At 72.3% G+C, this 26,431-nt stretch carries 26 protein-coding genes; 15 read left to right on the plus strand and 11 right to left on the minus strand.

Annotated elements, in window-relative coordinates:
- Positions 1–52 precede the first annotated feature (52 nt).
- Positions 53–1,288, plus strand: coding sequence for a sialidase family protein (locus OO52_RS28790; protein WP_030657070.1), 1,236 nt, complete (start codon positions 53–55; stop codon positions 1,286–1,288).
- Positions 1,289–1,365: 77 nt separating this feature from the next.
- Here the strand turns inward: OO52_RS28790 and OO52_RS28795 are convergent, their stop codons facing one another.
- From OO52_RS28795 to OO52_RS28835, 9 genes are all read right to left on the minus strand, one after another.
- Positions 1,366–2,304, minus strand: coding sequence for a dihydrodipicolinate synthase family protein (locus tag OO52_RS28795; RefSeq protein ID WP_030657072.1), 939 nt, complete (start codon positions 2,302–2,304; stop codon positions 1,366–1,368).
- Positions 2,305–3,309: an oligopeptide/dipeptide ABC transporter ATP-binding protein gene (locus OO52_RS28800; RefSeq protein WP_030657075.1), complete on the minus strand. Its 1,005-nt coding sequence runs from the start codon at positions 3,307–3,309 to the stop codon at positions 2,305–2,307.
- Entirely contained in the window at positions 3,306–5,285 is a 1,980-nt protein-coding gene (locus OO52_RS28805; RefSeq protein ID WP_030657077.1) for a dipeptide/oligopeptide/nickel ABC transporter permease/ATP-binding protein, read from the minus strand. Before OO52_RS28805 ends, OO52_RS28800 begins: the two co-directional genes overlap by 4 nt.
- Complete coding sequence (locus tag OO52_RS28810; protein ID WP_030657079.1) at positions 5,285–6,241, minus strand: ABC transporter permease; 957 nt, start codon at positions 6,239–6,241, stop codon at positions 5,285–5,287. Before OO52_RS28810 ends, OO52_RS28805 begins: the two co-directional genes overlap by 1 nt.
- A gap of 4 nt (positions 6,242–6,245) precedes the next feature.
- Positions 6,246–7,871 carry an ABC transporter substrate-binding protein gene (locus tag OO52_RS28815; protein ID WP_030657080.1) on the minus strand — a complete coding sequence of 542 codons (1,626 nt, stop codon included), beginning with the start codon at positions 7,869–7,871 and terminating at the stop codon, positions 6,246–6,248.
- Between the two features lie 243 nt (positions 7,872–8,114).
- Positions 8,115–9,269, minus strand: a complete 1,155-nt coding sequence (locus OO52_RS28820) for an LLM class flavin-dependent oxidoreductase (RefSeq protein ID WP_030657081.1) — start codon at positions 9,267–9,269, stop codon at positions 8,115–8,117.
- A 120-nt stretch (positions 9,270–9,389) separates the two neighbouring features.
- Entirely contained in the window at positions 9,390–9,989 is a 600-nt protein-coding gene (locus tag OO52_RS28825) for an AAA family ATPase (protein ID WP_030657082.1), read from the minus strand.
- A 97-nt stretch (positions 9,990–10,086) separates the two neighbouring features.
- Positions 10,087–10,791 carry an AAA family ATPase gene (locus OO52_RS28830; RefSeq protein WP_014672609.1) on the minus strand — a complete coding sequence of 235 codons (705 nt, stop codon included), beginning with the start codon at positions 10,789–10,791 and terminating at the stop codon, positions 10,087–10,089.
- 245 nt (positions 10,792–11,036) lie between these two features.
- Entirely contained in the window at positions 11,037–12,044 is a 1,008-nt protein-coding gene (locus OO52_RS28835; RefSeq protein WP_030657083.1) for a ScbA/BarX family gamma-butyrolactone biosynthesis protein, read from the minus strand.
- A gap of 130 nt (positions 12,045–12,174) precedes the next feature.
- Here OO52_RS28835 and OO52_RS28840 point away from each other — a divergent pair, with 130 nt between their 5' ends.
- From OO52_RS28840 to OO52_RS28850, 3 genes are all read left to right on the plus strand, one after another.
- On the plus strand, positions 12,175–12,816 hold the full coding sequence (locus OO52_RS28840) for a ScbR family autoregulator-binding transcription factor (protein WP_030657084.1): 642 nt from the start codon (positions 12,175–12,177) through the stop codon (positions 12,814–12,816).
- Positions 12,813–13,733, plus strand: coding sequence for an NAD(P)H-binding protein (locus OO52_RS28845; protein ID WP_037630888.1), 921 nt, complete (start codon positions 12,813–12,815; stop codon positions 13,731–13,733). The genes OO52_RS28840 and OO52_RS28845 overlap by 4 nt, the downstream gene beginning before the upstream one ends.
- A 75-nt stretch (positions 13,734–13,808) precedes the next feature.
- Positions 13,809–14,561 carry an SDR family NAD(P)-dependent oxidoreductase gene (locus OO52_RS28850; protein ID WP_078877111.1) on the plus strand — a complete coding sequence of 251 codons (753 nt, stop codon included), beginning with the start codon at positions 13,809–13,811 and terminating at the stop codon, positions 14,559–14,561.
- Between the two features lie 198 nt (positions 14,562–14,759).
- Here the strand turns inward: OO52_RS28850 and OO52_RS28855 are convergent, their stop codons facing one another.
- Complete coding sequence (locus OO52_RS28855) at positions 14,760–15,389, minus strand: TetR/AcrR family transcriptional regulator (RefSeq protein ID WP_030657090.1); 630 nt, start codon at positions 15,387–15,389, stop codon at positions 14,760–14,762.
- A 290-nt stretch (positions 15,390–15,679) separates the two neighbouring features.
- Here OO52_RS28855 and OO52_RS28860 point away from each other — a divergent pair, with 290 nt between their 5' ends.
- The gene (locus OO52_RS28860; RefSeq protein WP_234339814.1) at positions 15,680–16,648 is read left to right on the plus strand and encodes a helix-turn-helix domain-containing protein; all 969 of its coding nucleotides are present in this window, start codon (positions 15,680–15,682) and stop codon (positions 16,646–16,648) included.
- Positions 16,649–16,682: 34 nt separating this feature from the next.
- Here the strand turns inward: OO52_RS28860 and OO52_RS28865 are convergent, their stop codons facing one another.
- Positions 16,683–17,105, minus strand: a complete 423-nt coding sequence (locus tag OO52_RS28865) for a MarR family winged helix-turn-helix transcriptional regulator (protein ID WP_030657095.1) — start codon at positions 17,103–17,105, stop codon at positions 16,683–16,685.
- 245 nt (positions 17,106–17,350) lie between these two features.
- On the opposite strand from OO52_RS28865, the gene OO52_RS28870 reads away from it, so the two are divergent.
- From OO52_RS28870 to OO52_RS28915, 10 genes are all read left to right on the plus strand, one after another.
- Positions 17,351–18,796: an MFS transporter gene (locus OO52_RS28870; protein ID WP_030657096.1), complete on the plus strand. Its 1,446-nt coding sequence runs from the start codon at positions 17,351–17,353 to the stop codon at positions 18,794–18,796.
- A gap of 78 nt (positions 18,797–18,874) precedes the next feature.
- Positions 18,875–19,729 (plus strand): MBL fold metallo-hydrolase, encoded by an 855-nt coding sequence (locus OO52_RS28875; RefSeq protein ID WP_051819018.1) that lies wholly within the window; start codon positions 18,875–18,877, stop codon positions 19,727–19,729.
- Between the two features lie 431 nt (positions 19,730–20,160).
- A complete protein-coding gene (locus OO52_RS28880) occupies positions 20,161–20,961 on the plus strand; it encodes an HAD family hydrolase (RefSeq protein WP_030657098.1) in 801 nt (266 codons plus the stop codon).
- Entirely contained in the window at positions 20,958–22,304 is a 1,347-nt protein-coding gene (locus OO52_RS28885; protein ID WP_030657099.1) for a class I adenylate-forming enzyme family protein, read from the plus strand. The genes OO52_RS28880 and OO52_RS28885 overlap by 4 nt, the downstream gene beginning before the upstream one ends.
- Complete coding sequence (locus tag OO52_RS28890) at positions 22,301–23,071, plus strand: SDR family NAD(P)-dependent oxidoreductase (RefSeq protein ID WP_030938671.1); 771 nt, start codon at positions 22,301–22,303, stop codon at positions 23,069–23,071. Before OO52_RS28885 ends, OO52_RS28890 begins: the two co-directional genes overlap by 4 nt.
- Entirely contained in the window at positions 23,065–23,346 is a 282-nt protein-coding gene (locus OO52_RS28895) for a phosphopantetheine-binding protein (protein WP_030652517.1), read from the plus strand. The genes OO52_RS28890 and OO52_RS28895 overlap by 7 nt, the downstream gene beginning before the upstream one ends.
- A gap of 2 nt (positions 23,347–23,348) precedes the next feature.
- Positions 23,349–24,383 carry an AvrD family protein gene (locus tag OO52_RS28900; protein WP_030652514.1) on the plus strand — a complete coding sequence of 345 codons (1,035 nt, stop codon included), beginning with the start codon at positions 23,349–23,351 and terminating at the stop codon, positions 24,381–24,383.
- Positions 24,384–24,479: 96 nt separating this feature from the next.
- Positions 24,480–24,881: an acyl carrier protein gene (locus OO52_RS28905; RefSeq protein ID WP_030652511.1), complete on the plus strand. Its 402-nt coding sequence runs from the start codon at positions 24,480–24,482 to the stop codon at positions 24,879–24,881.
- A complete protein-coding gene (locus tag OO52_RS28910; RefSeq protein ID WP_030652508.1) occupies positions 24,878–25,645 on the plus strand; it encodes a 4'-phosphopantetheinyl transferase family protein in 768 nt (255 codons plus the stop codon). The genes OO52_RS28905 and OO52_RS28910 overlap by 4 nt, the downstream gene beginning before the upstream one ends.
- Before the next feature lies 1 nt (position 25,646).
- Entirely contained in the window at positions 25,647–26,411 is a 765-nt protein-coding gene (locus OO52_RS28915; protein ID WP_030652505.1) for a thioesterase II family protein, read from the plus strand.
- The last annotated feature ends 20 nt before the right edge of the window (positions 26,412–26,431 follow it).

The raw sequence follows: 26,431 nt of genomic DNA on the forward strand, positions 1-26,431 counted from the left end.
GACCACCCGGACGGAGTAAGACCGCCCCGGTGATTGTGGGGAGCATCAGGGCGTGACCCCGCGCAGCCGCTCCCTCCTCACCAGCCTGGCGCTCCTCACCACGCTCACCGCCGGGCTGCCCGCCCACACGGCGCGCGCCCACACGGCGCCCGCCGACTGCGCCTCCTCGGTGCCGTACGTGTCGGGGCGGGGCGGGTACGCCGTCTACCGCGTCCCGGCCGTGGTGAGGACCGGGCCGGGCACCGTCCTGGCCTTCGCCGAGGGCCGGCGCGACGGCGCGGGGGACACCGGGGACATCGACGTCGTGCTGCGCCGCTCCACCGACGGCGGCTGCACCTGGGGCCCGCTGACCGTGGTGGCCGCCGGGCGGGGCCACACCCGCGGCAACCCGGCACCCGTGGTCGACCCGCGCACCGGCGCGGTCGTCCTGGTCAGCTGCGCCAACGGCGGCACCGTGACGGAGGCGCAGATCATGCGCGGCGAGGTCACCCCGCGACAGGGCCGCCGGGTCTTCGTGCAGCGCAGCCGGGACGACGGCCGCCACTTCACCGCCCCCCGGGACATCACGGCCCAGGTGGCCCGGCCCGACTGGCGCTGGTACGCCACCGGCCCCGGCCACGCCGTCGCCCTCACCCGCGGCCCGCACTCCCCCGCAGGAGGGCCCCCCGGCCGCCTGCTGATCCCCGCCAACCTCTCCGCGGCCCCGCCGGCCGGCTCCCGGGACACCGGCCAGGAGGCCAAGTACTACGGCGGACACGCCCTCTACAGCGACGACTCCGGCCGCACCTGGCACCTGGGGTTCGTGGACGAGGGCTACGACGGCGTGACCAACGCCAACGAGACCAGCGCCGCCCAACTCCCCGACGGCCGCGTCTACTTCAGCTCCCGCGACCAGAAGGGCAGCGCCCCGGGCAACCGCCTCGACACCTACTCCGGCGACGGCGGCCGGACCCTGGACCGCCCCTACGCCGTCCAGCCGGCCCTGAACGCCGTCCCGGTGGTCCAGGGCAGCGTCCTCCAGCCGCGCGGCCCGGGCGCGCCCCTGTTGTTCTCCGCGCCCTCCGTGCCGACCGCCCGCCGTGCCCTGGCCCTCTGGGCGAGCACGGACGCCGGCCGCACCTTCCGCAGGCTGCTCACCCTCTCCGACCACCGGGCCGCCTACTCCGACCTGGTCCAGCTCGCCCCCGACACGATCGGCGTCCTCTACGAGACCGGCGTCCGGGAGCCGTACGAGTCCCTGGAGTTCCGCAGACTCCGCCTGCCGTCGGGGACGCGGGCCGGTCGGTGACCGAGGACCTCGCCCAGGCCGTCACCGAAGGCGGCGGCCCGGGCGGCCGGGCGGGGCGGCGGGGTCCACGGGAGTGCCTAGCAGTCGAGGCCGAGCAGGCCCGCCGCCGCCAGCAGCTTGCCGATCTGTTCGACCTCCGCGCCGGACAGCGGGACCTGCGGCTCGGCGGTCACCGGGCAGTCGATGATCCCGCGCAGGTGCAGCGCCGCCTTGAACGCGCCCAGCGCCGCCGAGCTGCCGCCCATCCGCGCGGGGTCCCCGACGCCGGTGATCCCGAACAGCGCGCACAGCCGCTCCTGTTCGGCCCGCGCTCCCTCGGCGTCGCCCGCCCGGCACTGGCGGTAGAGGCGCACATAGCCGTGCGGGTCGACGTTGGCCAGGCCCGGCACCGCCCCGTCGGCGCCCAGCGCCAGCGCGGCGTCGGTGATCAGCTCGGAGCCGGTCAGCACGCTGAACCCGGGGTGGGCGCGGGCGCCGGTGACCACCTCCCGGAAGGCCGCCAGATCCCCGCTGGAGTCCTTGACCCCGGCCAGTACGCCGTCCCCGGCCAGCCCTAGCAACAGGTCGGCGGGGAGCTTCGTGTGGACGGCGACGGGGATGTCGTAGGCGATCACCGGGACCGGACTGGCGGCGGCGATCCGGCGGTAGTGGTGGACGATCTCGGACGGGTGGGTGCGGGCGTAGAAGGGCGCGGTGACGACGACGGCCCGCGCGCCCGCCGAGGTGACCGCCGTGACGTGGTCGAGGACGCGCGGGGTGGTCATGTCGATGGCCCCGGCGAGGACGGGCAGCTGACCGCCCACGTGCGCGGTCACGGCCTTCACCACCCGCGCGCGCTGCGCGTCCGTCAGGAAGGCCGCCTCCGAGGTCGAGCCCAGCAGGAACAGCCCGTGCACCCCGGCCTCCACCAGGAAGTCGACCAGACGCAGCAGCGAGGGCACGTCCACCTCGCGCTCCGGCGTCAGGGGCGTGCAGACGGGCGGGACGACACCGGTGAGCGGGGTGGGAAGGGACATTCACGGCTCCTGGCGCGCTAGGTCTCGGGTCGGCTGGTCCTCCTGAACAGGATGGTGGCACCGGTAGCGGTGTCCGGGCCGTGACGCGGCCGAGAAGTCCGGCATCGACTCGGCACAGACCTCGTCGGCCTTCCAGCAGCGGGTGCGGAACGGGCAGCCGCTCGGCGGGCGGGTCGCCGAGGGGACCGGCCCGGTCAGCGGGATCGGGTCGAGGGGGTCCAGCAGGCCGGGCGTGGCCGAGAACAGGGCGCGGGTGTACGGGTGCCGGGCCGCGTCGGTGACCCGGCCGGCCGGGGTCTCCTCCACGATCCGGCCGAGGTACATGGTGATCACCCGGTCGCTCATCCGCCGTACCGTCTGGATGTCGTGCGAGACGAACACCAGGGCGAGACCGAGGCGTTCCTTCAGGTCGAGCAGCAGGTTGAGGATCTGTGCGCGGACCGAGACGTCCAGGGCGCTGGTCGGCTCGTCGGCGACGACCAGGGCCGGGTCCAGGGCGAGCGCGCGGGCGATGGCGACGCGCTGCCGCTGCCCGCCGGAGAGCTGTCCGGGCAGGGCGTCGGCGAGCGCCGGGGGCAGACCGACCAGGGCCATCAACTCCCGGACCCGTTCCTCCCGTTCGGCACGCGTGCCGCGCCGGTGGACGTCCAGCGGGTCGCGCAGGGCACGGCGGACCGTCAGCCGTCGGTTCAGCGCGGTCGACGGGTCCTGGAAGATCATGCCGGTGCCCGCGCCGACCGTGGTCCTGCGCTCGGCGGCCGGCATCGCCCACAGGTCCCGGCCCCGGAACGCCACCGTCCCGGACACCGGCCGCTGGATGCCCACCAGCACCTTCGCCAGCGTCGACTTCCCGCACCCCGACTCGCCGACCACCCCGACCGTCTCACCGGGCCCGACGGAGAGATCGGCGCCGGTCAGGGCGTACACCCGGTCCCGCCGGAACAGGCCGCCGCTGCGCGCCCTGTGCACGACGTGCGCGTCCCGCACCTCCACGACAGCGGTCACTGCAGGGCCTCCTCGCTGTCCGCCGATGCCAGCTCCACCGCCGGGTGGTGACAGGCGGCCGTATGGGTGGGGGTGCCCGCGAGGACCGGGGCGGTCGTCCGGCACACCTCGGTGGCGAGCGGGCAGCGGTCGGCGAACCGGCAGCCCGCCGGGAAGTCGGCCGGGGCCGGTACGACCCCCTTGATCTGGGTCATCCGTTCCTCGGCCGATTCCAGCGAGAGCACGCTGCCGAGCAGCCCGCGCGTGTAGTGGTGGGCCGGCGCCGCCACCAGGTCGGCGGTCACCCCGGTCTCCACGATCTGCCCGCCGTACATCACCGCCACCCGGTCGGTGATGTCGGCGACCAGCGCCAGATCGTGCGAGACCAGGATCAGTGCGAAGCCCAGCTCGGCCCGCAGCCTGAGCAGCAGCTCCATGACCTGGGCCTGCACGGTGACGTCCAGGGCGGTCGTCGGCTCGTCGGCGACGATCAGCTTCGGGTCGCGGGAGAGGGCCATGGCGATGAGCACGCGCTGGCGCTGCCCGCCGGACAGCTCGTGCGGATAGCTGCGCAGGGTGCGGTCGGGGTCCAGGCCGACCAGCTCCATGAGCTCGCGCGGACCGTGCCTGCCCCCGCGCCGGACGAGCTGCCTGAGCTGGGCCCGGACGGTCATGCCCGGGTTCAGGGAGGACAGGGCGTCCTGGTGGACCATGGCCATCTCGTGGCCCAGCAGCCGCCGCCGCACCCGCATCGGCTCGGCCAGCAGGTCCCGCTGCCGGAACCGCACCTGCCCGCTGATCCGGGCGCCCTTCGGCTGGAGCCCCATGACGGTCAGCGCGGTCAGCGACTTCCCGCAGCCCGACTCGCCCACCAGCCCGAGCACTTCACCGGGGTACACCTCGAAGCCGACGCCGGCGACGACGTCCACGCCCCGGTGCCGGTCCGGGAAGCCGATGGCGAGGTGCTCCACGGCGAGCACCGGCTGCCCGCTCCGGTCCGGCAGCGGCCGGGCCCGGGAGCGCAGCCGCCGGGCGGCCTCGGCGAGACCGGGCAGCGGCAGCACCCCGCCGGTGCCGGGTTCCGGGGTCTGGAGCCGGTCCGCCGGTGCCGCCACCTCGCGGGGCGCGGGCGCCGCCCACGCGTCCGAGACGCCCTCGGAGAGGATGTTCAGCGCCAGCACGGTGAGCAGGATCAGCAGCCCGGGGAAGACGGTCGCCCACCAGCCTCCGGTCAGCACCATGTTCTTGCCGTCCGCGATGACACTGCCCCAGGACGGGTCCGGGGGCCGGACGCCCGCGCCGATGAAGGACAGCGAGGCCTCGAACACGATGGCCTCGGCGACCTGGACCGTGCAGAACACCAGCACCGGCGCGGCACAGTTGACGGCCACGTGCCGCAGCACGATGTGCGGGGTGCGGGCGCCGATGACCCGCTCGGCGGTGACGTAGTCCTCGCCGTACTGGTCCAGCACGTTGGCCCGTACGACCCGCGCCACGGGCGGGGTGAACAGGAACGCGATGGCACAGATCAGCACGCCGATCCCGCCGCCGAACACGGCCACCAGCACGGCCGCGAGCGCGATGCCCGGGAACGCCATCACCACGTCCAGGCAGCGCATCAGCGTCTCGTCCACCGCCTTGCGGGAGGTGGCGGCCAGCGCCCCGAGAAGGGCGCCGACGACGAGGGCCAGCGCGGTCGCGCCCAGCCCGATGGCGAGGGACCAGCGGGCGCCGTACATCAGCCGGCTGAGGACGTCCCGGCCGAGGCTGTCCTGCCCCATCCAGTGCCCGGCCGACGGCGCCCCGGTCCCGCCGGCCGGGTCCTGCTGGTCGAGCGGATCGTGCGGGGCGAGGACGGGAGCGAGGACGGCGACGACAATGACGACACCCAGGAAGCAGACGGCGATCCTGGACAGCGGCGGCAGCCGGCGCCGGCCGCGCAGCCGGAGGCCACCGGGCCGGGAGAGCCGCTCGACGAGGTGCGCGCGCGTGACCATCAGGCCGCCCTCAAACGTGGGTTGACCAGCAGGTACAGGATGTCGATGACGAGGTTGACGACGACGAACCCGGTGGCGGTGGTCAGGACGACGCCCTGCACGACGGCCGGATCGCCGTTCTGCACGGCGTCGATCATCAGCTTCCCCATGCCCGGCAGCGAGAAGATCGTCTCGATGACGACGGCACCGCCGAGGAGGTAGCCGACCCGCAGCCCGAGCACGGTGAGGGGATTGACGAGCGCGTTGCGCAGCACGTTCCGCCCGACGACGACCCGGGGCGGCAGTCCGTTCCCGATCGCCGTCCGGACGTAGTCCTTGTCCAGCTCCTCCACCACGGAGGTCCGGACGATCCGGGTGAGCTGGGCGGCGACCGGCAGGGACAGCGCGAACGCGGGCAGGGCCATGGTCCTCAGCCAGCCGGTGACGGAGTCGGCGGGATTGACGTAGCCGCCGGTCGGGAACCAGCCGCGGTCCACGGCCAGGTACTGGATCATCAGCAGCGCCAGCCAGAAGCCGGGCGCGGCCACCCCGACCAGCGAGACGACCCGGATGACCTGGTCCGGCAGCCGGTCCCGGTACACCGCCGCCGTCACCCCGCCCGCCAGCGCCAGCACGACGGCGAGCGCGAGACCGAGGAAGGTGAGCTGGAGGGTGAGGGGCAGCGCGGTGGTGACCTGGCCGGCCACGGGCGCGCGGGTGAGGGCGCTGGTGCCGAGGTCGCCGTGGAGCAGGTCGCCGACGAAGTGGACGTACCGCAGGGGGAGCGGGTCCAGCAGCCCGTTGCGCTCCCGGAAGTCGTGCAGTTGCCCGGGGGTCGGGTTGGCGCCCTGGAAGAACGCGGACGCCGGGTCGACGTCCGAGAACCGCATCACCAGGAACACGAACAGCACGATGCCGAGGAGCAGGGGCACGAGCAGGGCGACCCGGCGGAGCAGGATCCGTACGACGGCCGTCATGCCGTCAGACCCACTTGGCCTGGAGCAGGTTGACGCCCGGGTACGGCTGGGCCCTTATCCCGCTGAGCTCGCGCGGGTCCCAGGCGGTCATCAGCTCGTTGTGGACCACCGGGTAGAGCACGGCCTGCTCGGCGACGACGTCGATGTAGTCCTGGATCATCGCCTTCTTCTTCGCGGGATCCGGCTCCCGGGTCGCCCGGTCCATGTCCTTGAAGAGCCGCTGGGCGACGGGGTGGCCGGCCCACCGCGTGTACCGCATCCACAGGTTCCCGGGCCCGTAGTTGTAGTGCATGATCAGGTCGGCGTCGCGGCCGAACTGGTTCGGGTTGGAGGCCGCCGCGACCACCTGGTAGTCCTGCTTCTGGTCCATCTTGGTGAAGACGGCCGTGGTCTCCTGCGGCGCCAGGGTGGTCCGTACGCCGATCGCGTCCCAGGAGGACTTGATGGTCGGCAGGCAGTCCACGATCCAACTGACGTTGACGGCGAGGATCTCGATCTCGAGGCCGGTGACCCCGGCGGCCTTCAGCAGGGCCCTGGCCTTGTCCGGGTCGTGGTCGTAGACGGTCTTGGCCCGGCGGTAGCCGGGGTTGCCCTCGTTGAGGAACGAGGACGCGGGCCTGCCGTGGCCCTTCAGCGCGACCCGCACCATCTTCTCGGTGTCGACGGCGTAGTGCAGGGCCTGGCGGACGCGGACGTCGTCGAAGGGCGCGTGCCGGGTGTTGAACATCAGGAAGAGGTTGTTCATCCCGGCACCGCCGGCCACCTTCAGCCCGCCCTGTTCCAGCCGGGGGATGTTGGCGTAGGGGATGTTGTCGGCGATCTGCGCGCCGGCGCCGGTCCCGGAGATCTTCGCGACGCGCGGTGCCGCGTCCACGATGGTCAGCCAGTTCATCTTCCGGAAGGCGGGCTTGCGGGGACCGTTGTAGGCGGCGAACGCCTCGAAGGTGGTGTTCGACTTCGGGTGGTGCGCGGTCTGCCGGTACGGCCCCGAGCCCACGGCCAGTCCCTTGATGGCGTCGTCCCAGGCGCCGGGCCGGGAGAAGACGTGCCGGGGCATGATCTTGGCGAGGGTGAGCCGGGAAAGACCGTCCGGGAAGGGGAACTTGAGGACGAGCTCGACGGTCCGGGCGTCGGCCTTCCGCACGGAGTCCAGCCAGGAGGCGAAGAACCCCTTGGCGAGCGTCTGGGTGTCCGGGTCGAGAATCCGGTCGAAGACGAACACGACGTCGTCGGCGGTGACGGGCTTGCCGTCGTGGAAGGTGGCACCGGGGCGGAGCGAGAACCGCCAGGTGGTGGCGGACGGGTCGCCGGGGATCGCGGTGGCCAGCGCCGGATACGGCTCCCGGGTGATCGGGTCCGTGTCCAACAGGCCTTCGTAGATGTGGTTGTTGGCGGCCATCGCGAACGCCGACGCGGTCTGTGTCGGGTCCCAGCTGCCGTCGTTGCCGTACCCGATCACCGCGGTCAGCGTCCGGTCCTCGCCGCTGCCGCCGCCTCCGGTGTCGTTCGTCGACTCCGGACCGGCGGAACAGGCGGCCAGGGCGGGGGCCGCGCCGAGCGCGCCCGAGTACTTCAGGAACTGCCGGCGAAGCGGTGCCGGTACGCCGGGGTTCACGTCGTCGTCGCGCACGGGTCCTCCAGCGGGTGGATGGGGGAGGGTGGGAGGGAGATACGACGTCCTACGTCCTACGTCCGGTCGGTAGCGCGACCATAGGAGGACCCCCGGGGGCGGTCAAGACGGCACACACGAATGGCCCAGCCGCCAGAGGTCGCACCACTGGACGCGCTGCGCCGGGGCGGTACGACGCGGCAGACCGACAGCGCCCGTCCGGGGTCGCTGTCGGTCTGGGTGGCGGTGGGCGTGCTCGGGCGGTCAGGCCGGCTGGGTCTCGCGTGCCTCCCGGGCGCGACGGGCCTCGGTGTGGGGGAAGATGTGGCGGTTGTCGATGCTCCACTGGATGGACTCGTCACCGCGCGCGGTGGAGCCCGAGAAGCGCGGGGCCACCTGCTCGGCCAGCAGCGCGTAGCTGCGCTTCGTCTTCTCGAAGGACGCCCAGTTCATGGCGTAGACGAGGAACGTGCCGAAGCCGCCGGTCTGCTCCTGGAGCCGCTCGATCGCGGCGACGGCGTCCTCGGGGGAGCCGACGATCGCCAGGCCCTGCTCGACCCCCGCCTCCAGCTCCTGCGAGGACTTGACGCCCTCCATGCTCGCGGCGACGTCGAAGCCGGCGGCCTTGCCCCAGTAGCCCCACAGCCACTCGGAGAAGCCCTGGCGCACGTCCTGGTAGGCCTGCTCACGCGTCTCGGCGATGTACAGCGGTACGACGACCCGCCACTTGGCCCGGTCCATCGTGTTGCCGTGCTCCTCGGCGGACTCCTCGGCGTAGCGCCACTGCTGGGCCAGGTCCACGGCCGGCAGTCCGGGCGGCGGGGCGCCCCACGACACCAGGCTCAGCCCGAACTGCCCGGCCACCCTGGGGCTGTTGGGCGTGCCGATGCTGGAGATGGCCATCTCGATGCCCGGCTTGCTGTAGCGGGGGAGCTGCATCTTGGCGTCCTGGAGCACGAACCAGTCGGTCTTGGCGCTCACCCGCTCCTCGCCGTTGACCAGCTCCCGGACGACGGGGATCGCCTCGCTCGCCATGCGCTTCAGGTCGTCCTGCGCCACCCCGAACTGGTGCGAGTCGTTCGGGGTGGCGCCGGGGCCGACGCCGAGGATGTAGCGGCCCCGGGTGAGGTGGTCGAGCATCAGGGCACGGGTCGCCACGTTGTACGGGTGGTGGAAGGGCAGCGGCACGACGCCGTTGGCCAGCTTGATCTGCCGGGTCCGCTCGGCGGCGGCCGCGATGATCGTCTCGGGGGCGCCGATCGTCGGCCAGGCCAGGGAGTGGTGCTCGCCGAACCAGCACTCGTCGTAGTTCAGCTCGTCGAGGTGCTCGACGAGCTGGAGGTCACGCCGGATGGTCAGGTGGGGGTCCTGACCCGGGGCGTGGAGGGGGGAAAGGAACACTCCGATTCCGCTGTGCACGGTGCTCTCCTTGCCGTGAACGAGGGCAGTCAGGGGGCTGGAGGGGGGATTGGGGGGCGACGCCCGGAGGTGGACGGAGGTGGACGACGCCGGCGGGTGGGCCTGCTACCGGTCAGGCCGCTACACGGTCTGCGGCAGGCCGACGATCTTCAGGACCTGCTCGATGCGCTCCTCGAGGCTTCCCGTGACGATGTGCAGCGGGACGTCGAGCGTCTTGACGATCTCCAGCATCAGCTCGTCGGACAGGGTGCGGAAGCGCTCGCTGATCGGGTCGACGCCCTCCGGCAGCGGAAATTCCACCGGGCAGTGGATGACGACGTCGTAGTTCGCCGTGGCGTGCTCCTTGCCCAGCAGGGCGAGCTGGTCCACGACCTCCTCGTAGGGGCTGGTGGAGGCGTGCACGTCGGCGAGGGTGACCGACGGCTCGGGGTAACGGCCCACGGCGAGCCGCACCTTGCTGTAGACCCACTCGTGGAGCACCGAACCGTCCGAGAGGAAACCGTCCTGGAGCCGGGCCTCGTCGACGGCGCGCTCCGTGAAGCGACGCACCGCGAGCTGGATCAGCTCGGGCTCGTTGGTCTCCTCCAGCGCCTTGGGGGTGCCGCCGGCCGGGTCGCGCATGGCGCTGCCGTGGACCCGTTCCAGACCGAGCCGCTCGGGCAGTTCGGTGGTGAGGGTCGTCTTGCCGTTTCCGTAGGCGCCGACGAATGCGATTCTCACGTGGTCTCTCTCCTTCTTCTGCGATGCGTTCTTCCGCGATGCGTTCTTCCACGATGCGGCTGTGCCGCGGTGGTGCCGCGCTTGTGCGCGGCGCGGTTCACGCGGCGACGTCGGCCAGCCGTTCCAGCTCGTTGCGGGTGTCGATCTTGGAGTACTCGTCCTCGGCCCGGTCGATGGCCTCTTCGATGCTCATGACGGGCGTGAAGCCGAAGATGTCCACGATCTTCGCCAGCCGCTCCGGAATGGTTCCGCCGACCACGTGCACCGGGATTTCCAGCTCCTCCAGCGTCTTCAGCAGGAGTTCCTCCGCGAGCTGCCGGAAGCGCTCGTTCACCGGGCGGTGGCCGTCCTCGACGATGGGGAATTCGATCGGCAGGTGCACGAACGCGTCGTACGACTGCTTGGTGTGCTGCTTCGCCGGAATGGCGATCTGCTTCATCACCTCGGCGTAGAACCGGACTTCGTCGGTCATCTCGACGTTGTCCAGGTCCACGGACTCGTTCGGGTTGATGCCGACCTTGACGCGCACGGTCGCGTAGGACCACTCGTGCAGGGCGGACCCGTCCGAGATGAATCCGTTCGGCAGGTGGCTCTCGGCGACCGCCCGGCCCTGGATCCGCCGTGTGATCAGCATGATCAGCTCGGCGCCGTTGCACTCCTCCAGGGTCTTGCCGGGGAGCGATATGGGGAGCAGTTCCCGCATGGTGGGGGCGGAGGTGCGCGGAATGCCGGTGAGGTGTGCGAGCGCCATGCTGGTGAGCGTCTTGCCGACGGAATAGGTACCGGAAATGGACAGATTCATCTCTGTCTCCTCGTGGGAATTCGGGTCGGGCTGAGCGGGACAGAAGAATCATGGCAACAGCCGCCCGAGTTACCCAGACTCCAAATTCAACAGCGTCGGCGAGCCCATCACCACAAACACGATTGCTGTCACCAACAAGCAGCCGAGCCGGCCCGTGGCCCGTAGCGGCCCGCGAAAAAAAGGGGGAAGCCGCGGTGGCGTGGAGCCACCGCGGCTTCCCGGGTGTGGGTGCGCTGCGCCTGGGGTCAGCCGGCGACCGTTCCGATCCGCCGGTCGTGGGGGAGCGGCGGTGCCTGGTCCGGGACGATGCTGGTGATCAGCGTGGTGAAGGCGGTCTGCCCGTCCTGGACGCCGCTGACGCGCCGCCGTTGCCGGCCGGGCTCGTCCGTCCCGGTGTCGTCCGTGACGATGGCGCACGGCAGGTCGAACTCGACGTAGCGGTGGAAGACGGTGTCGAGTTCCACCGGGACGGCCGCCAGAGGGGCCGCGTCGGCGTGGGCGGCCTGGATCACGGCCTCCAGCAGGACCATGCCGGGTATGTGGTCGTGGGGGTGGTCGAAGAGGATGCGGTGCGTGGTGTCGCTCCGCAGGGCCCACCGGCGCGGTGTGCCGCCCGGACCGGCGGAAGTGCCCGAGGGGTCCGGCGCGAGCGTCACGTCGCGCGTGTCGGTACGGCCCACCAGCGCGGGTTCGACGGCGGGCCCCGGCGGCAGGGCGCGGGCGAAGGCCGCCTTCGCGTCGGCGCGAGCGCCGCGCAGTCTGTCGTACAGGGCCGGCGGATAGGCGGTGTAGCCGATGTGGGCGGTGCCCAGCGGCATTCCGTTCCGGGTGGCCTGCACCCGGGCGGTGAGCCGGCACACGCCCGACTTGCGCCGGACGACGTCGTCGTGCGTGATCGTCAGCCGGACGACGGACGGGTCCGGGCCGGTGACCAGGGCCTCGGGCGATGCGGTGCAGGTCAGCCTCTCCCAGCCCATGCGGTAGCCCCGGGGGACACCGAGCCCGAGATGGCTCGCCACGGCCAGGGCCTGGCGGACGCTCTCGATGAAGAACAGCAGACCGTGCCGGTGCGCAGTGGTGGTGTAGAACGGGTGGTGCGCGGGCCATTCGACGGTCACCGCGTGGGTGCGATCGGTCACCGGGTGCCAGTCGGCGACCAGTACCTCGGTGAGGTCGACCTTGCCTGCGTACTGCTTGACGTCGGAGGCAGAGGAGCGGGATGAAACGATTCTCTGCCTGGTGGGCGTAGCCATCGGAGTCCCCCGAACAAGGTGTCGGCGCGAGTTGCGCAAAGGTGGGTGACAGCGTGGTGCCGGCCGGAGCCACGTCGTAAGATAGAGATAGTTCTTTTTTTTGTCGAGGGTGACTGCGGAGGGCTGGTCGATGGCTGAACTCACGGGCAAGCGGGAGGTCAAGCAGGAGCGCGCGGTGCGCACCCGTGCGCTCGTCGCGCGCGCCGCCGCCGAAGTGTTCGCGGAGAGCGGCTTCGCCGGTGCGAGCGTCACCAAGATCACGCAGCGGGCCGGCCTGACGCTCGGGGCGATGTACTTCCACTTCGAGAACAAGGAGGCCCTGGCCCGGGAGATCGTGCGCAGCCAGCCGGACCGCGTGACGCCGCCGCACGAGTCCCGGGGCCTCCAGCATGCGATCGACATCACCTTGACATGGGCACACAAGCTCCTTGACGATCCCTTCCTGCTGGCCGGCGCTCGCCTCGTCATGGAGCAGGACCTGTTCATCGGTCCGGAGGAGAACTCGCACCAGCAGTGGACCGAGGTGATGGGGCAGGACCTGGCCCTCGCCCAGAAGGAGCGTGAGGTTCGCGCCAACGTCGACGTGAACGCGGTGGCACGCCTGATCGTCAACGCGTGCACCGGCGCACAGATGCATGCCCACCTGGAGAGCGGTCGTCGGGACCTGCCCCAGCGAGTGACGGAGATGTGGAACGTGCTGCTGCCCACCATCGCCACCCCGAGCGCGCTGAACCGCATGCAACTGGACGAGTCGCGCGGGAAGTCCGCGTGACGACACCCGGCACGCCCGCCCGGTCCCGCACCGGCGAACCCGCCACCGGGACCGCCGGCCCGAGGATCGTCGTCACCGGTGCCACGGGAGCCGTCGGACGTCATGTGGCACGGCTCCTCGCGCAGCGCGCACCGGCACGGCACAGCCTGTTCGTGCGGGACCCGGGCAAGGCCGCGGCGCTCGGACTGCCCGGCCCGGCCGTCCGGGGCGACTACACGGACCTGGAGTCGCTGCGCCGCGCGTTCGACGGCGCCGACGCCGTCTTCGTGGTCACGGCGAACCCGCTGCGGCCGGAGGACGACGAGCGCGTCCTGGCCGCCGCCCGCGCCGGCGGGGTGCGGCACGCCGTGAAGCTCTCCTGGTGCGGTGTCGCCGACCCGGGCGCCGACGACCTGGTCGCCCGCTGGAACCGGCGGAGCGAGGAACTGCTGCGCGACAGCGGGCTGTCCTGGACCGTGCTGCGCATCCGCACGCCGATGTCGAACGCGCTCGCCTGGGCGCCGTCCATCCGCGACCGGGGCGCCGTACGGGCCTTCGGCGGCGCGGCGCGCACGGCCTGTGTCGACCCGAGGGACGTCGCCATGGCGGCGGTCGCGGCGCTGACGGATCCTCAGCACCTGGGCCGCACCTACGCGTTGGCGGGCCCGGAAGCACTGTCACCGCGCGAGCAGACCGGTGTCCTCGCCGAAGTCCTCGGCAGGCACCTGGCGTTCGAGGAGATCGCGGAGGAAGAGGCCCGCGCCGGCTGGAGCCGCCGGTACGGCGAGCGGATCGCCGACGCCCTGGTGTCCGGCGCACGACGGCGAGCCGGGGGAGCGGCCGCCGCGTGTGACGACGGCACGCTGGCGCGGCTGCTCGGAAGGCGACCGCGGACCTTCCGGGAATGGGCCACCGATCACGCCCGGGAGTTCATCTGACTCAGGCATGACAAGGAGGGGCCGGTTCGGCGGGGACCGAACCGGTTGTCCGGAGACAACGGGGAGGGGAACGACGTGTTCACGGGCAAGACGGTCATGATCACGGGGGCGTCCAGCGGCATCGGCGCCGCGACGGCCCGCCATCTCGCGGCGCAGGGGGCGGCGGTCGTCCTCATGGCGCGGCGCGAGGAGAAGCTGGAGAAGCTGGCGGCGGAGATCGGTGCGGAGGGGGGCCGGGCGCTGCCGTGCCCGGGTGACGTCACTTCGGCGGAGGACGTGCGCCGTGTCGTCGACACCGCCGTCTCCTCGTTCGGTTCCCTGGACGCGGCGTTCAACAACGCCGGCTGGGGGACGGCGGGCGTGCGGCTGCACGAGCTGCCCGACGAAGTCTACGACCAGATCATGGACGTCAACGTGCGCGGCGGATGGAACTGCATGCGCTACCAGATCCCGGCGATGCTCGCCCACCAGGGCGGCACCATCGTCAACACCTCCAGCACGGCGGGGCAGTTCGCCACCGGGGCCGCGGCTCCGTACGTCGCCGCCAAGCACGCGCTGATCGGTCTGACGAGGGCGGCGGCGGCCGAGTACGGCGACCAGGGCATCCGGGTCAACGCCCTGGTCGTCGGCACCACGCGGACGGAACTGATGGAGGCGGTGATCGAGCGGTACCCCGAGGTGGAGACCCAGGGCGTCTCCCGCGCCATCCAGCGGCGCATGGCCGACCCCCTGGAGATCGCCCGAGCCGCCGCCTGGCTCCTCAGCGACCAGTCGTCCTTCGTCACCGGCGCGGCCGTCCCGGTCGACGGAGGCTGTAGCGCGGTCTGACGGACCCGGTCCCGGCTCACCCGACGCGCGGCGGTCAACGAGCGTCCGGCAACGGCAGTCGACCGGATGACCGCCGTGCACGGGGCGCCGGCCGACGGCGGCCGCGGTGGGCGAGTGGCTGTGGTGCCGGGTGCCGGCCGATGGGCGGCCGGGCGGGTGGCCGTGGCGTCATCGCGCCCGGTGCGCCCGCGGGGCCGTTCAGCCCGGCCCGTCCCCCGCCTGGGCCGCGTCCACCGCGTTGCCGATCAGGCCGGTCAACAGGACGGCCCAGACCGCGTTCAGCCGGGCGAGGTGGGAGGCGCAGCCCTCGGTGGGCTGGGGTGAGTCCAGCACGCCCAGGATCAGGTACCGCAGGAGCAGCGCCACGATCTCGGGGTCGACACCGGTGCGCAGCTCCTTCTCCCGGCTCGCCTGGTCCAGCAGGCCGCGTACGTCGGGCAGCCAGGAGTCGGTCCAGTCCGCGGGACCGGGCGCCCCTTCCCGGGTCAGCCGGCCGGCGGCCCGCACGGTCGGCTCCTCGCAGAGCAGGGCCGCCACGGTGTGCGAGATGCGGATGACCCGCTGGAGGAGCGGGTGGTCGGGCTCCTCCAGCGGCTCCGCGCCGGTGCGTGCCACCGCCTCGCGGGTGATCTCCGACCCCCGGGCGTGCACGTCTTCCGCCAGGGCCGGCTTGGTGGGGAAGTGGAAGGTCAGGGCGCCCATGGTGACGCCGGCGGACCTGCTGATGCGCTGGAGCGACGTACCGCTGTACCCCTGCAGGGAGAACTCCCTGGCAGCCGCCTCCAGTAGACGCCCTCGCGTCCGCTCGGCCCGCTCCTGACTGACCATGCTCCTGGCCTCCGCACGTTCGGTGGGCTGTTCCCGCGGCTGCGGAGACCCGCACGCCCGTCGAACAATGATAGCGCTCGTTATCTTTATGTGTGGTACGTCCGGCCGCAACCCCATGGTCAGCAAGGTGGCGGGAACAGACCGGGCCGGACCCTCTCTCTCGACGGTCAAGGATCAGTAAAAATAAAAAATATTACTCTCTTCCAGCCTCAGGAAAAATAACGGTACCTATTATGTTGTGAGCGCACCGAGACGGGGGGCGCGAACGTTGTACACGGAGGAGGGGCACCATGATGACTGGTACTGGATCTCCGGCATCCGGCGTCGCGTTGTCAGTGATCCGCCGCAAGCGCCGGGAGGCGATGCCCGCCCCGCGGCGGGATGCCGTCCAGGCTCCGGCGCCGGCCAAGCCGGCCGACCTGAGGTTCGCCGAACTCGGCAGCTTCCTGGCGGCCCGGCGTGCGGAGGTCACTCCGGAGCAGGTCGGGCTGCCGGGCGGAGGATCCCGCCGGCTGAGCGGTCTGCGCCGCGAGGAGGTGGCCATGCTGGCGGGTATCGGGGCGTCCTGGTACGCGTGGATCGAGCAGGGGAGGGCGAAGAACGTCTCCCCGGAGATCCTCGCGGCCATCGCCGGTGTCCTGCGGCTGGACGAGGCGCAGTGTCTGTACGTGATGCGGCTGGCCGGCTACACCGCACCCCGCCGCCCCCGGGCCGGCGTGGAGGACGACGATCCGCTCGGCGCCGGGATCGTCGACGACTTCCTGCCCGGCCCGGCGTACTTCCTGGACCGCTACTGGGACATCACGGCCGCCAACATCGCCGCCGAGCGTCTGCTGGGCGTCGAAGGAGGACACTCGAACTACTTGGAGACGCTCTTCCTCGACCAGGGCGCCCGGAGCCGGTTCCCCCTGTGGGAGCGCGACGCGGCCGACGCGGTGGCCCGGTTCCGCACACAGAGCGGCGAGTTCCTGGGCGATCCACGGCTCGCCTCCCTCGTGGGCCGCCTGCGCGAACGCAGTCCGTTCTTCGCCGACCTGTGGGACCAGCACCGCATCAGCGACGGGTCGGGCATCACCCAGGTGGTGCGCCATCCCGGCCTGGGGCAGGTGTCCCTGAACCAGGTCTGTCTCGACCTGTCCTGCCGGCCGGGTCGCCAACTGATCCTGCTCCGGCCGCACTCGGGCGGTGACGCCGAACGGATCGGCCACTGGATCCGGGAGGTGTCACCGGCCTTCTCCGTCTCCGCGGTGCCTGCCTGACCGGCCGTCCGAACGGCTGCCGGTGCGTGGTCGCTCAGTCGGCGGCCCGGGCCAGCAGGTCGCGCAGGGTCGTCTGCTCCTCGTCGGTGAGCCGCCCGATCGGCGAGTCCACCTGGAGCTGCTTGACGACCTTCCTGCGCAGCGCCGCCCCCTCGGGTGTCAGGTGCAGCAGCTTGGCGCGCCGGTCGGTCGGGTGCGGCCGGCGCTCCAGCAGGCCCATGGCCTCCAGCCGGTCCGCGACGAACGTCGCGTTCGACGCCTCGCAGTGCATCCGCCGGGCCAGTTCCCGCAGGGTCCGCGGCTCGGGCAGCTCGCGCAGGGCGACCGCCTGCGCCGAGGTGAGCCCGAACCGGTCGGAGACCTGCCGGGTGTGCCGTTCGATCGCCTGTGACAGGGCGTTGACCAGGCTGCACACGTCGCCGTCTGCGAGCCGGCCGGGGGTGTTCGAGTGCGCCATGTCGTCATCGTACCCGGCGGCCTCGCACACGCGGCCGGTCGGATCGTGCGAGTTGGAAACATCCGAACTCGGCCTTCCCTTGCGGAAGTTGCCCGCCAAGCCCTAGCTTCGGACTCGGATAGTTCGAGCTAGTAGTATCCGAGCTAGAAGTATCTCTGGCTCGGTGGCCCGCCGGACGGATCCGCCGTCCGGTCCGGCCCGTCCCTTCCCTGCCTTCCGCTCTATTCAGAGAGGTACTCAGAGCCATGACTTCGTCTGGTTCCGCGCGTCACAAAGGGCTCATCCTGGCGGCCCTGGCGCTGGCCCAGCTGATCATCGCCCTGGACTACAGCATCGTGTTCGTCGCCCTTCCGGACATCGGTTCCGGCGTGGGCTTCTCGGACCAGCAGCTCCAGTGGGTGATCGGCGCGTACGCCGTCGCGTTCGGCGGCTTCCTGCTGCTCGGCGGTCGCATGTCCGACCTGCTCGGCCGGCGCCGGATGTTCCTGACCGGCCTGGCGCTCTATGCGCTCGCCTCCGTGCTCGGAGGTCTGGCCTCGGACCCCTGGGTCCTGGTCGCCGCTCGAGCGGTGCAGGGCATCGGCGGCGCCTTCCTCGCACCGGCCACCCTGTCCCTGCTCACCGGCAACTTCGAGGAGGGGCCCGAGCGCAACCGGGCCCTGGGCGTGTGGGGTGCCACCGGCAGCAGCGGCATGGTGGTCGGCTCGCTGCTGGGCGGTGTGCTGACGCAGGCGTTCGGCTGGGCCGCGGTGTTCTTCGTCAACGTCCCCCTCGCCCTGGGCGTCGCGCTGCTCGGACTCCGGGCGATCCCCGCCGACCAGCCGACCGAGCGCCGGCAGGGCTTCGACCTGCCCGGCGGCATCACCGTCACCGGCGGTGCCCTGCTGCTGGTCTTCGCTCTCGTGCAGGGGCCCGAGGCCGGCTGGGCCGCGCCCGTCACCCTGGTCAGCTTCGTCGCCGCGGCGGCCCTGATCGTCGGCTTCGTCGTCATCGAGTCGCGCACCGCCGACCCGCTGGTGCCGCTGCGGGTGTTCTCCTTCCGCAGCCTGCGCCTCGGTTCCATGATCACGTTCGCGTTCATGGCGACCTTCGGTGCGAGCGCGTACTTCATCACCCTCGCGCTGCAGACCGTGCGCGACTGGAGCGCCCTGGCCACCGGCCTGGCCTTCATCCTGCCGTGCGCCTGCATCCTCGTCGGCACCGTGATCGGCGGCAAGATGTCCACCGCGATCGGCGTGCGCAGCACCCTGGTCATCGGCCTGGTCGTCGGCGCGATCGGTACGGCGGTGTTCGCCGCCTTCCTCGGCAACGGCTCGACGTACGCGCAGATGGTCCCCGGCATCGTGATCTTCAGCATCGCGCAGGGCGTGATCTGGACCGCCATGTTCTCCGCGGCGACCACGGGTGTCGAGGAGAAGCTCCAGGGCCTGGCGTCCGGCCTGGCAACCAGCGGTCAGCAGGTCGGTGCCGCCGTGGGCCTGGCCGTGCTGGTCGCCGTCTCCAACGCGGTCAGCGGCTCCGACCCGGCCCCGGCCGAGCTGTCCGACGGGCTCCAGGCGGCCACCTTCACCTCGGCCGTGCTGATCCTGCTCACCGTCGGCCTGGCGCTGGCGCTGCCGAAGCCGGCCGCGGCCGTCAAGGAGACGCCGGTACCGGCCGAGACCCCCGTCCGGGCCAACGAGGCGGTCTGACGGGTCCGCCCGGTGGGGCCGGACACCGGTTCCGGCCTGCCGGGCGGCCACGACGACGTCACCCATCGAAGGATCACCATGCCGCTCCCCACGGGGCTCAGCTCCCCGCCCGGCGCGCTCCGTTCGCTGCGCCTGGGCGACCACACCGTCACGGTCGTCCCCGACGGCGCGGTGCAACTGCACCCGCGGCGCTGGCTGCCCGACTCGACGGACCGCGACTGGACGGACGACCACGCCGGTCTCCTGGACGACCAGGGCTACCTCGGGACGTCCGTGGCAAGCCTGCTCGTGGAGTACGACGGCCGGGCCCTGCTCCTCGACGCCGGGTTCGGGCCGCACGACATCCCGGCCGCCGACACCATCGACACCATCGGCGCCATCCACGGCGGACGGCTCCCCGACGCCCTCGCACGGGCCGGCCGCGACCCCGCCGACATCGACGCCGTCGCCTTCACACACCTGCACGACGACCACATCGGATGGGCGTTCCGGCCCGGCCCGGACCGTCCCTCCCCGTTCACGCGGGCCACGCTGCTGGCCTCCGCGGAGGAATGGGCCGACTGGCCGGCACCCCCGGAGGCCGCCGGCCCCGCGGTGGCCCCGGGGCAGGAGATCTTCCCCGGCGTCACCGCGTGGCCCGCCCCCGGACACACGCGCGGCCACACGGCGTACGTCGTCTCGGCCGGCGGACGGCGGGTGATCGCGTTCGGGGACGTCTTCCACAGCCCCGCCCAACTGGCCCGCCCCGACTGGCGGGTGTCGATGGACGCCCTGCCGGAGCAGGCGGTGCGCACACGGCGGGAGATGCTGGCCGAGCTGACGCGCCCGGACACCCTGGCCTTCGCCAACCACTTCGCGCAGGGGCAGCTCGGACGGGTCGTGCACGGCGAGGGCGGGGCGCGCTGGCAGCCGCTGCCCGAAGAAACCGCATAACGCGTTCCCGTCCGAAGAGCGGGCCCGGCACCGGGGAATTCCCGGGCCGGGCCCGCTTTTTCGCGTCCGCCGCGGGTGAGGTGCCGCGGACGAACATGTTGGTGCGGGCGGCAGCATCTTCGGTGATGGCGTCGGGGAAGCCGGTGACATTGAAGTCTGGGGCCGGGAGGCCGCCGGTGAAATGATTCCTGACATGAGCCAGAACATCGCCGTGGGCGGTGCTCATGGATCCGGCAGAACCCTGGCCGACTCGCCCGGCAGCGCGCCGGAACGGCCTGCGGCGTCTTCTTCCGCCTGCCGGCCGAATTCCCTCCGGCCGAGGAAAACCGGGCCGTCAACGGAAATGTGAGCGCAGCCCCGGAAAGCGGGTGGAGGACATCTCGGCGCGCGGCCGGCCCGTTCGCCCCCAGACCTCAGGAGCGTACCGACCCATGAACCGCACGCGACTCGCCTTCTTCGACGTGGACGGCACCCTGACCACGTCCGGCAGCATGTTCCGTCTCCTCGCCTTCTACCTCGCCGCCATGGGCCACCCGCCGCGCGTGTACGAGGAGCGGCGTCGCGAGCTGAAGGCCATGGCCGCGATCGGCTGCCCGAGGGAGGCCACCAACCGGGCCTACTTCAGCGGTCTGCAGGGAGTGGACGCCGCCGTGCTCGCCGGCGTGGCCGACGCGTGGTTCGCGGCCGAGCTGTCCACCGGCGGCTACTACCACGAGCCGGCCCTGGCCGCGCTGCGCCGCCATCAGGAGCAGGGCGACCACGTCGTCCTGGTGTCCGGGTCGTTCCCGGCGCCGCTCCGGCCGATCGCCGCCGACCTGGGCGTCGAGGAAGTCTGGTGCACCGAGCCGGACATCCTGCACGGGCGCTACACCGGCGACCTCAAGGGCCCGCCGATGATCGGCGCCGCCAAGGCCGAGGCCGTCCGTACCGTCCTCGCCCGGCACGGTGTCGCCCCCGGTGACTGCGTCGCGTACGGCGACCACATCTCCGACCTGCCGATGTTCAAGGCCGTCGGCTCCGCCGTGGTCGTCGGAGGGGACGAGCGGCTGCGCACCTCGGCGCGCGCCCACGGGTGGCCGCTGCTGCCCGGCACCCTTCCCCCGCCCGCGCTGCCGCTGCCGCGGACGGGCCCCGGCACCGCCGGGGCCCGTACCCGCCCCACCTTCAACTCCCCCTGCTCGTCCTTCGCCTCCACCCCACCCGCCCGCTACGAGATGCCGGAGACCGCATGACTGCCTGGTTCTTCGAACGGATGCACAGCTTCGGTGACGCCGACGCGATCGTCTTCGACGGCCGGAGCCACAGCTACGCCCAGTTGCTGAGACTGACCGACCGGTGGAAGGCCTTCCTCGACGCGCAGGAGGTGCGGCCCGGACAGGTGGTCGCCCTGGAGGGAGCAAGCAGCGTCGAGGCCTGCGCCGGACTGCTCGCCCTGATCGACCGCGGCGCCATCGTCGTACCCCTGACCCGGCTGCCCCCCGCCAAGCGGTCGGAATTCCTGGACATCGCCGAGGTGGAAGCCGCCATCACCGTCGACGCCCTGGGCGGCCGGCACCGGTTCGAGGCCACCGGCCGTACGGCCGACCACGAACTGTACGGCCGGCTGCGCGCGGCGCGGACCCCCGGCCTCGTGCTGTTCAGCTCCGGCACCACCGGCCGCAGCAAGGCGACGGTCCTCGACTTCGCCAAGGTGCTGGGCAAGTACGGGGAGGCCCGCAAGCCCAAGCGGACCCTCGGCTTCCTCAACCTGGACCACATCGGCGGCATCAACACGCTGCTGCACACCCTCAGCCAGGGCGGGGCGCTGGCCACCATCGACGACCGCACCCCCGACACCGTGTGCGCCGCGATCGCCGCCCACCGGATCCAGGTGCTGCCCACCACGCCCACGTTCCTGAACATGCTGCTCATCTCGCGCGCCTACACGCGCCACGACCTCAGCTCCCTGCAACTGATCACCTACGGCACCGAGCCCATGCCGCTCGGGGTGCTGCAGCGGCTCGACGCGACGCTGCCCGGCGTCCGCCTGAAGCAGACCTACGGCCTGTCCGAGCTAGGCATCCTGTCCACCCGGTCCCGCGACAACGACAGCCTCTGGGTGAAGCTCGGCGGCGAGGGCTTCGAGTACCGGATCCGCGACGGCATCCTGTGGATCCGCTCCGACATGGCCATGCTCGGTTACCTCAACGCCCCCGCGCCCTTCGACGAGGAGGGGTACTTCAACACCCAGGACGCGGTGGAGACCGACGGCGACTACGTCCGCATCCTCGGCCGCAAGTCCGAGATCATCAACGTGGCCGGGGAGAAGGTCTACCCCAGCGAGGTCGAGAACGTCCTGCTGGAGATGGACATCATCGCCGACGCCACGGTCTCCGGCCGGCACAGCCACATCACCGGCCAGGTGGTGCAGGCCAGGGTGAAGCTCACCGAGCCGGCGGACCCGCGGGAAGTGGCCCGCCGCGTCCGCACGTACTGCAGCCGGCGGCTGGAGGCCTACAAGGTGCCGCTGCTCGTCGAGATCACCGACGACGACCAGCACTCCGACCGCTTCAAGAAGATCCGGAGCGCCGCGTGAACCCGGCCACCGGCCCCTCCGGCTCCGCGGCCGACGGCCCCGACGCCCCCGTCGCCGTCGTCAGCGGCGGCAGCCGGGGACTGGGCCGGGTCCTGGTCGAACGGCTCCTCGCCGACGGCCGGCGCGTGGCCACCTTCAGCCGCAGGCCCAACGAGTTCACCGAGGCGATGGCCGGCAAGCACCCGGACTCCTTCCACTGGGCGGCCGCCGACCTGACGGACTTCACCGGGCTGCGGGAGTTCGCCCGCGACAGCGCGCGCCGCTTCGGCCGGATCGACCTGCTGGTCAACAACGCGGGCGTGCTCCACCAGGAGCTCTTCCTGACCGGCGCCCCCGCCCGGATGAACGACCTCGTCGGCGCGAACCTCCTGGCGCCCATGCACCTGGCCCAGGCCTGCGCCCGCGTCATGACGCGGACGGGCAGCGGCACCATCGTCAACGTCTCGTCCATCAACGCCATCCGCGGCTACCGGGGCGTCGCCGTGTACGCCGCGGCCAAGGCCGGCCTCGAAGGGCTCGGCCGCGCCCTGGCCCGCGAACTCGGGCCCCTGGGCATCCGGGTCAACACCGTCACGCCCGGCTTCTTCGACAGCGACATGACCGCGGACGTCACCTCGGCCAACCGGGAGAAGATCCAGCACCGCACCCCGCTGGGCCGCCTGGGAACCGTGGACGAGATCGCCGAGGCGGTCCTCTTCCTCGCCTCGCCCGAGGCCCGGTTCATCACCGGACACACCCTTGTCATCGATGGAGGCATCACATGCTGAACAACACGCGGACGTCCGACGTCAGGGCAGCCGTCCAGCGCGAGATCGACAGCGTCCTGCTCGACGAGGAGGGCGGCACCGGCTACTCCCTGGACGACCCGCTGCTGACGGCCGGCCTCAACTCCCTGCTGCTGGCACAGCTGTTGCTCCAGCTCGAGGCCGAACTCGGCGTCGACCCCTTCGGCGAGGACCGCTCCATCACCGACGTCCGCACCGTCGGCGAACTGATCGACGTCTACGAAGAGGCGATACGCGCCGCCTCGGCGGGGGTGTGACCGTGGGAACCGGCCAGCAGCTGTCGCTCACGTCCATCGACGACTACCTCGGCCCGAGCGAGACCCGCTTCTTCTCCCGCGGCTACCAGCGCGCCGGATACCAGGTCAGGGACGTCGTCGTCACCCCGGCCGACGCCCCCGACGCGGGCGTGCGGGCCACGGTGGACGTCACCTATCCCGCCGACTGGTCCCGCAAGAAGGACGGTACCGACCTGCGGCCCCACCTGAGCACCGTCGACGCGCTCGTCCTCGGCGTCCAGCTCGCCGAACTCCACCTCGCCCACGGCTACGGACTCGACGGCGCGGCCCGGACCCGGATGCGGTTGCGCAAGGTCGTCCTGCGGGCCGGCGGCGCCCCCCAGGAGGAGCTGACGGACATCCCGCTCGCGGCCCGTCTGGTGCGGACCGAGGAGCTCCCCGGGCCGTCCGCACGGCACCTGTCCGTGCACGACTGCACCGTGGGCAACCTGCGCGTGCGGTGCGAGATCGAGCACGACATCGCCACCCGCACCGTGGAGGAGGCGCGCCACGAGAGCCTGGAGAAGGCGCTCGGCCCCGGCACGGAACGCTTCTGGGGCGAGGGGTTCAAGAACCGGCGGCACTTCATCCGTGACGTCCGCGTCGACCTGGACGCCCTCGCGGCCCGGGCCGACGTGCACTTCGCCCCGGAGCCGGACGGCGGCCGGGAGGGCATCGAGGGCGACACCCAGCCGTCCGTCTCCCTCATCGACGCCTTCGTGGTCAACCTCCAGCTCGTCCAGGTCCTGATGTACGAGCTGGACTCGATCAGCCGGGCGGAGAGCAACACCCTGTGGATGATGCAGACGGTCCTGGAGGCGCCGCAGGACGGCTCCCCGGTGCCAGGCCGCCCGGACGCGCCGATCGCCGCCGAGGCCGCCCTCACCGGCAAGCGGCTGCTGCCCCTGCGCGGCGGCATCTGGCGCAGCGTCGAGATCAAGGCGGGCCTGGCCGGCGTCCGGCTGCGCTGCGGCTTCGCCCATGAACTGCCCGCGCAGGCGGCCGCCACCGCGGCCTGACGCACAGCGGCACCGACCCCCGGATGCGCCGCCGTGTCCGTCCCGGACGCGGCGGCGCATCGCTCACCGACACCCTGAAACGGAGGTTGCGGCACAGTGGATCAGGCACTGCTCGACTGGTTCCGGACCGCCCCCGGCGACCCGGACGAGTCCGGCGCACCCGACGACGACGCCCTCCCGGCCCACGTGACCCCGCCCACCCGCCCCGAACTGGCGGCGGCGAGCCCCGCCCGGCAGGAGCGCCTGCTCGGCGACTACCTGCGCCAGGAGATCGGCCGCGTCCTGCGCTGCCCGGCCGGGAAGGTCGACCGGCACCAGACGATGACCGACCTCGGCGTCGGCTCCATGACCGGCCTGGAGCTGCAACGGCGGATCCGGGCGGCCCTCGGCGTCGCACCCGACCTCCCCACGATCCTGCGAGCCGAGAACACCCACGTCCTGGCCCTGCGTCTCGTGGACCTGCTCGGCGCGACCACGGCAGGAGCCCTGTCAGCGTGAAACTCTCCATCCCCGCCGCGGGCGACGCCGATCTGTGGCTGCTGCGCCAGCCCCGGCTCGGCACCTGCACCGGCGAGCTCGACCTGACCGAACTCGACGAGGCCGAACGGCAGCGGGCCGGCAGCTGCCGCCGCGAGGCCGGCCGCCTCCTGTACTCGTCCGTCCACATCGCGCTGCGCCGGCTGCTCGGCGCCTACCTGGACACCGGGCCGCGACAGCTCCGCTTCGGCCGGGCCCCCTGCCCCTGCTGCGGGGAGCCGCACGGCAGACCCGTACTCGAAGTGCCCGGGTCCCCGCTGCACTTCTCGCTGTCCCACAGCGCGGGCATGGCCCTCATCGGTGTGTCCACCGTGCCGATCGGCGTGGACGTCGAGAAGATCCCCTCCCGCGACACCGTCCGCGTGTGCACCCCCGCGCTGCACCCCGACGAGCGGAGCGAACTGCTCGCCCGCCCCGACGGCGTCGGCGCCGTCGCCTTCGGACAGCTCTGGACGCGCAAGGAGGCCTACCTCAAGGGCATCGGCACCGGGCTCGCCCGGGACCTGTCCGCCGACTACCTCGGTGCCGACAGCGGCCGGCACCCCGCCCGGTGGACCCTCCACGACGTGCCCTGCGGCCCTCGCCACACGGCCGCCGCCGCGCTGCGGGACCAGCCCGCTGGAGCCCGGCTGAGAGTGCACTGGCTCCCCATGGACTGCCTGTACAAGGAGAAGCCCATGCCCCTGGGCAAGCAGGACACCTTCCTCGGAGAGCTGGTCGCCTGACATGCCCGTCTACGACGTCACCACCCCGTCCGGCCAGGAGCCGCCCTTCACCCTGGTGCTGCTGCACCACGCGGGCGGCTCCGCCCGGGGCTTCGCGCCGCTCCTGCCCCATCTGCCGCGCCAGTGGCGGGTGCTCGGCGCGGACCTGCCGGGCCGGCTGCTGGACCGCGCCCGCTCCCGGTGCCGTACCGCCCGCGAGGCCGTGGACCATCTGTGCGGCGCGCTGCGGCCCGAACTCACCGGCCCCTACGCCGTCTTCGGCCACAGCATGGGAGCCCTGCTGGCGTTCGAGCTGGTACGGCGGCTGGAGGCCGAGGCCCGCGGCCCCTGCTGGCTCGGGGTCTCGGCCGTCCCGCCGCCCGCCGGCGGGGGCGGAGCCCACGCCGCCGCCCCGGCCGGCTGGCCGGCCCACCGCGTGCTCCGGTACCTGCACGGCCTGGGCGGCACACCCGCCGGGGCCGACCGCCGCACCGCCCTCGCCGAACTCGTGGCCCGGACCGTGCGCCAGGACCTGGAGGTGGTCGGCAGCTACCGGTACGTCGACGGCCCGCCGCTGCGGACGGCCCTGTCGGTGTTCGGCGGCGAGGACGACCCGCTGGCTCCCCCGCACCTGCTCCGCCGCTGGTCGGCGTACACCCGGCGGCCGATGGGCTGTCACCTCTGGCCCGGCGGGCACTTCTACCTCTTCGACCACGCCGAGGACGTCTCCGCGCGCCTGGTGGGCGCCTGCCGGACGCTGCTCGCCGGCGACCGCACGGCACCCTGACCCGCCCCGGCGCACGGCGC

The sequence above is a fragment of the Streptomyces flaveolus genome, from assembly GCF_000716535.1.
Lineage (GTDB): Bacteria > Actinomycetota > Actinomycetes > Streptomycetales > Streptomycetaceae > Streptomyces > Streptomyces flaveolus_A.

What these genes read in the sequence shown, in the direction of transcription:
- OO52_RS28860 (WP_234339814.1), top strand. Translation starts at nt 15,680, where the DNA reads ATGATGACTGGTACTGGATCTCCGGCATCCGGCGTCGCGTTGTCAGTG.
- OO52_RS28915 (WP_030652505.1), top strand. Translation starts at nt 25,647, where the DNA reads ATGCCCGTCTACGACGTCACCACCCCGTCCGGCCAGGAGCCGCCCTTC.
- OO52_RS28855 (WP_030657090.1), bottom strand. Translation starts at nt 15,389, where the DNA reads ATGGTCAGTCAGGAGCGGGCCGAGCGGACGCGAGGGCGTCTACTGGAG.
- OO52_RS28805 (WP_030657077.1), bottom strand. Translation starts at nt 5,285, where the DNA reads ATGGTCACGCGCGCGCACCTCGTCGAGCGGCTCTCCCGGCCCGGTGGC.
- OO52_RS28875 (WP_051819018.1), top strand. Translation starts at nt 18,875, where the DNA reads ATGCCGCTCCCCACGGGGCTCAGCTCCCCGCCCGGCGCGCTCCGTTCG.
- OO52_RS28865 (WP_030657095.1), bottom strand. Translation starts at nt 17,105, where the DNA reads ATGGCGCACTCGAACACCCCCGGCCGGCTCGCAGACGGCGACGTGTGC.
- OO52_RS28810 (WP_030657079.1), bottom strand. Translation starts at nt 6,241, where the DNA reads ATGACGGCCGTCGTACGGATCCTGCTCCGCCGGGTCGCCCTGCTCGTG.
- OO52_RS28880 (WP_030657098.1), top strand. Translation starts at nt 20,161, where the DNA reads ATGAACCGCACGCGACTCGCCTTCTTCGACGTGGACGGCACCCTGACC.
- OO52_RS28885 (WP_030657099.1), top strand. Translation starts at nt 20,958, where the DNA reads ATGACTGCCTGGTTCTTCGAACGGATGCACAGCTTCGGTGACGCCGAC.
- OO52_RS28835 (WP_030657083.1), bottom strand. Translation starts at nt 12,044, where the DNA reads ATGGCTACGCCCACCAGGCAGAGAATCGTTTCATCCCGCTCCTCTGCC.
- OO52_RS28830 (WP_014672609.1), bottom strand. Translation starts at nt 10,791, where the DNA reads ATGAATCTGTCCATTTCCGGTACCTATTCCGTCGGCAAGACGCTCACC.
- OO52_RS28840 (WP_030657084.1), top strand. Translation starts at nt 12,175, where the DNA reads ATGGCTGAACTCACGGGCAAGCGGGAGGTCAAGCAGGAGCGCGCGGTG.
- OO52_RS28795 (WP_030657072.1), bottom strand. Translation starts at nt 2,304, where the DNA reads ATGTCCCTTCCCACCCCGCTCACCGGTGTCGTCCCGCCCGTCTGCACG.
- OO52_RS28895 (WP_030652517.1), top strand. Translation starts at nt 23,065, where the DNA reads ATGCTGAACAACACGCGGACGTCCGACGTCAGGGCAGCCGTCCAGCGC.
- OO52_RS28870 (WP_030657096.1), top strand. Translation starts at nt 17,351, where the DNA reads ATGACTTCGTCTGGTTCCGCGCGTCACAAAGGGCTCATCCTGGCGGCC.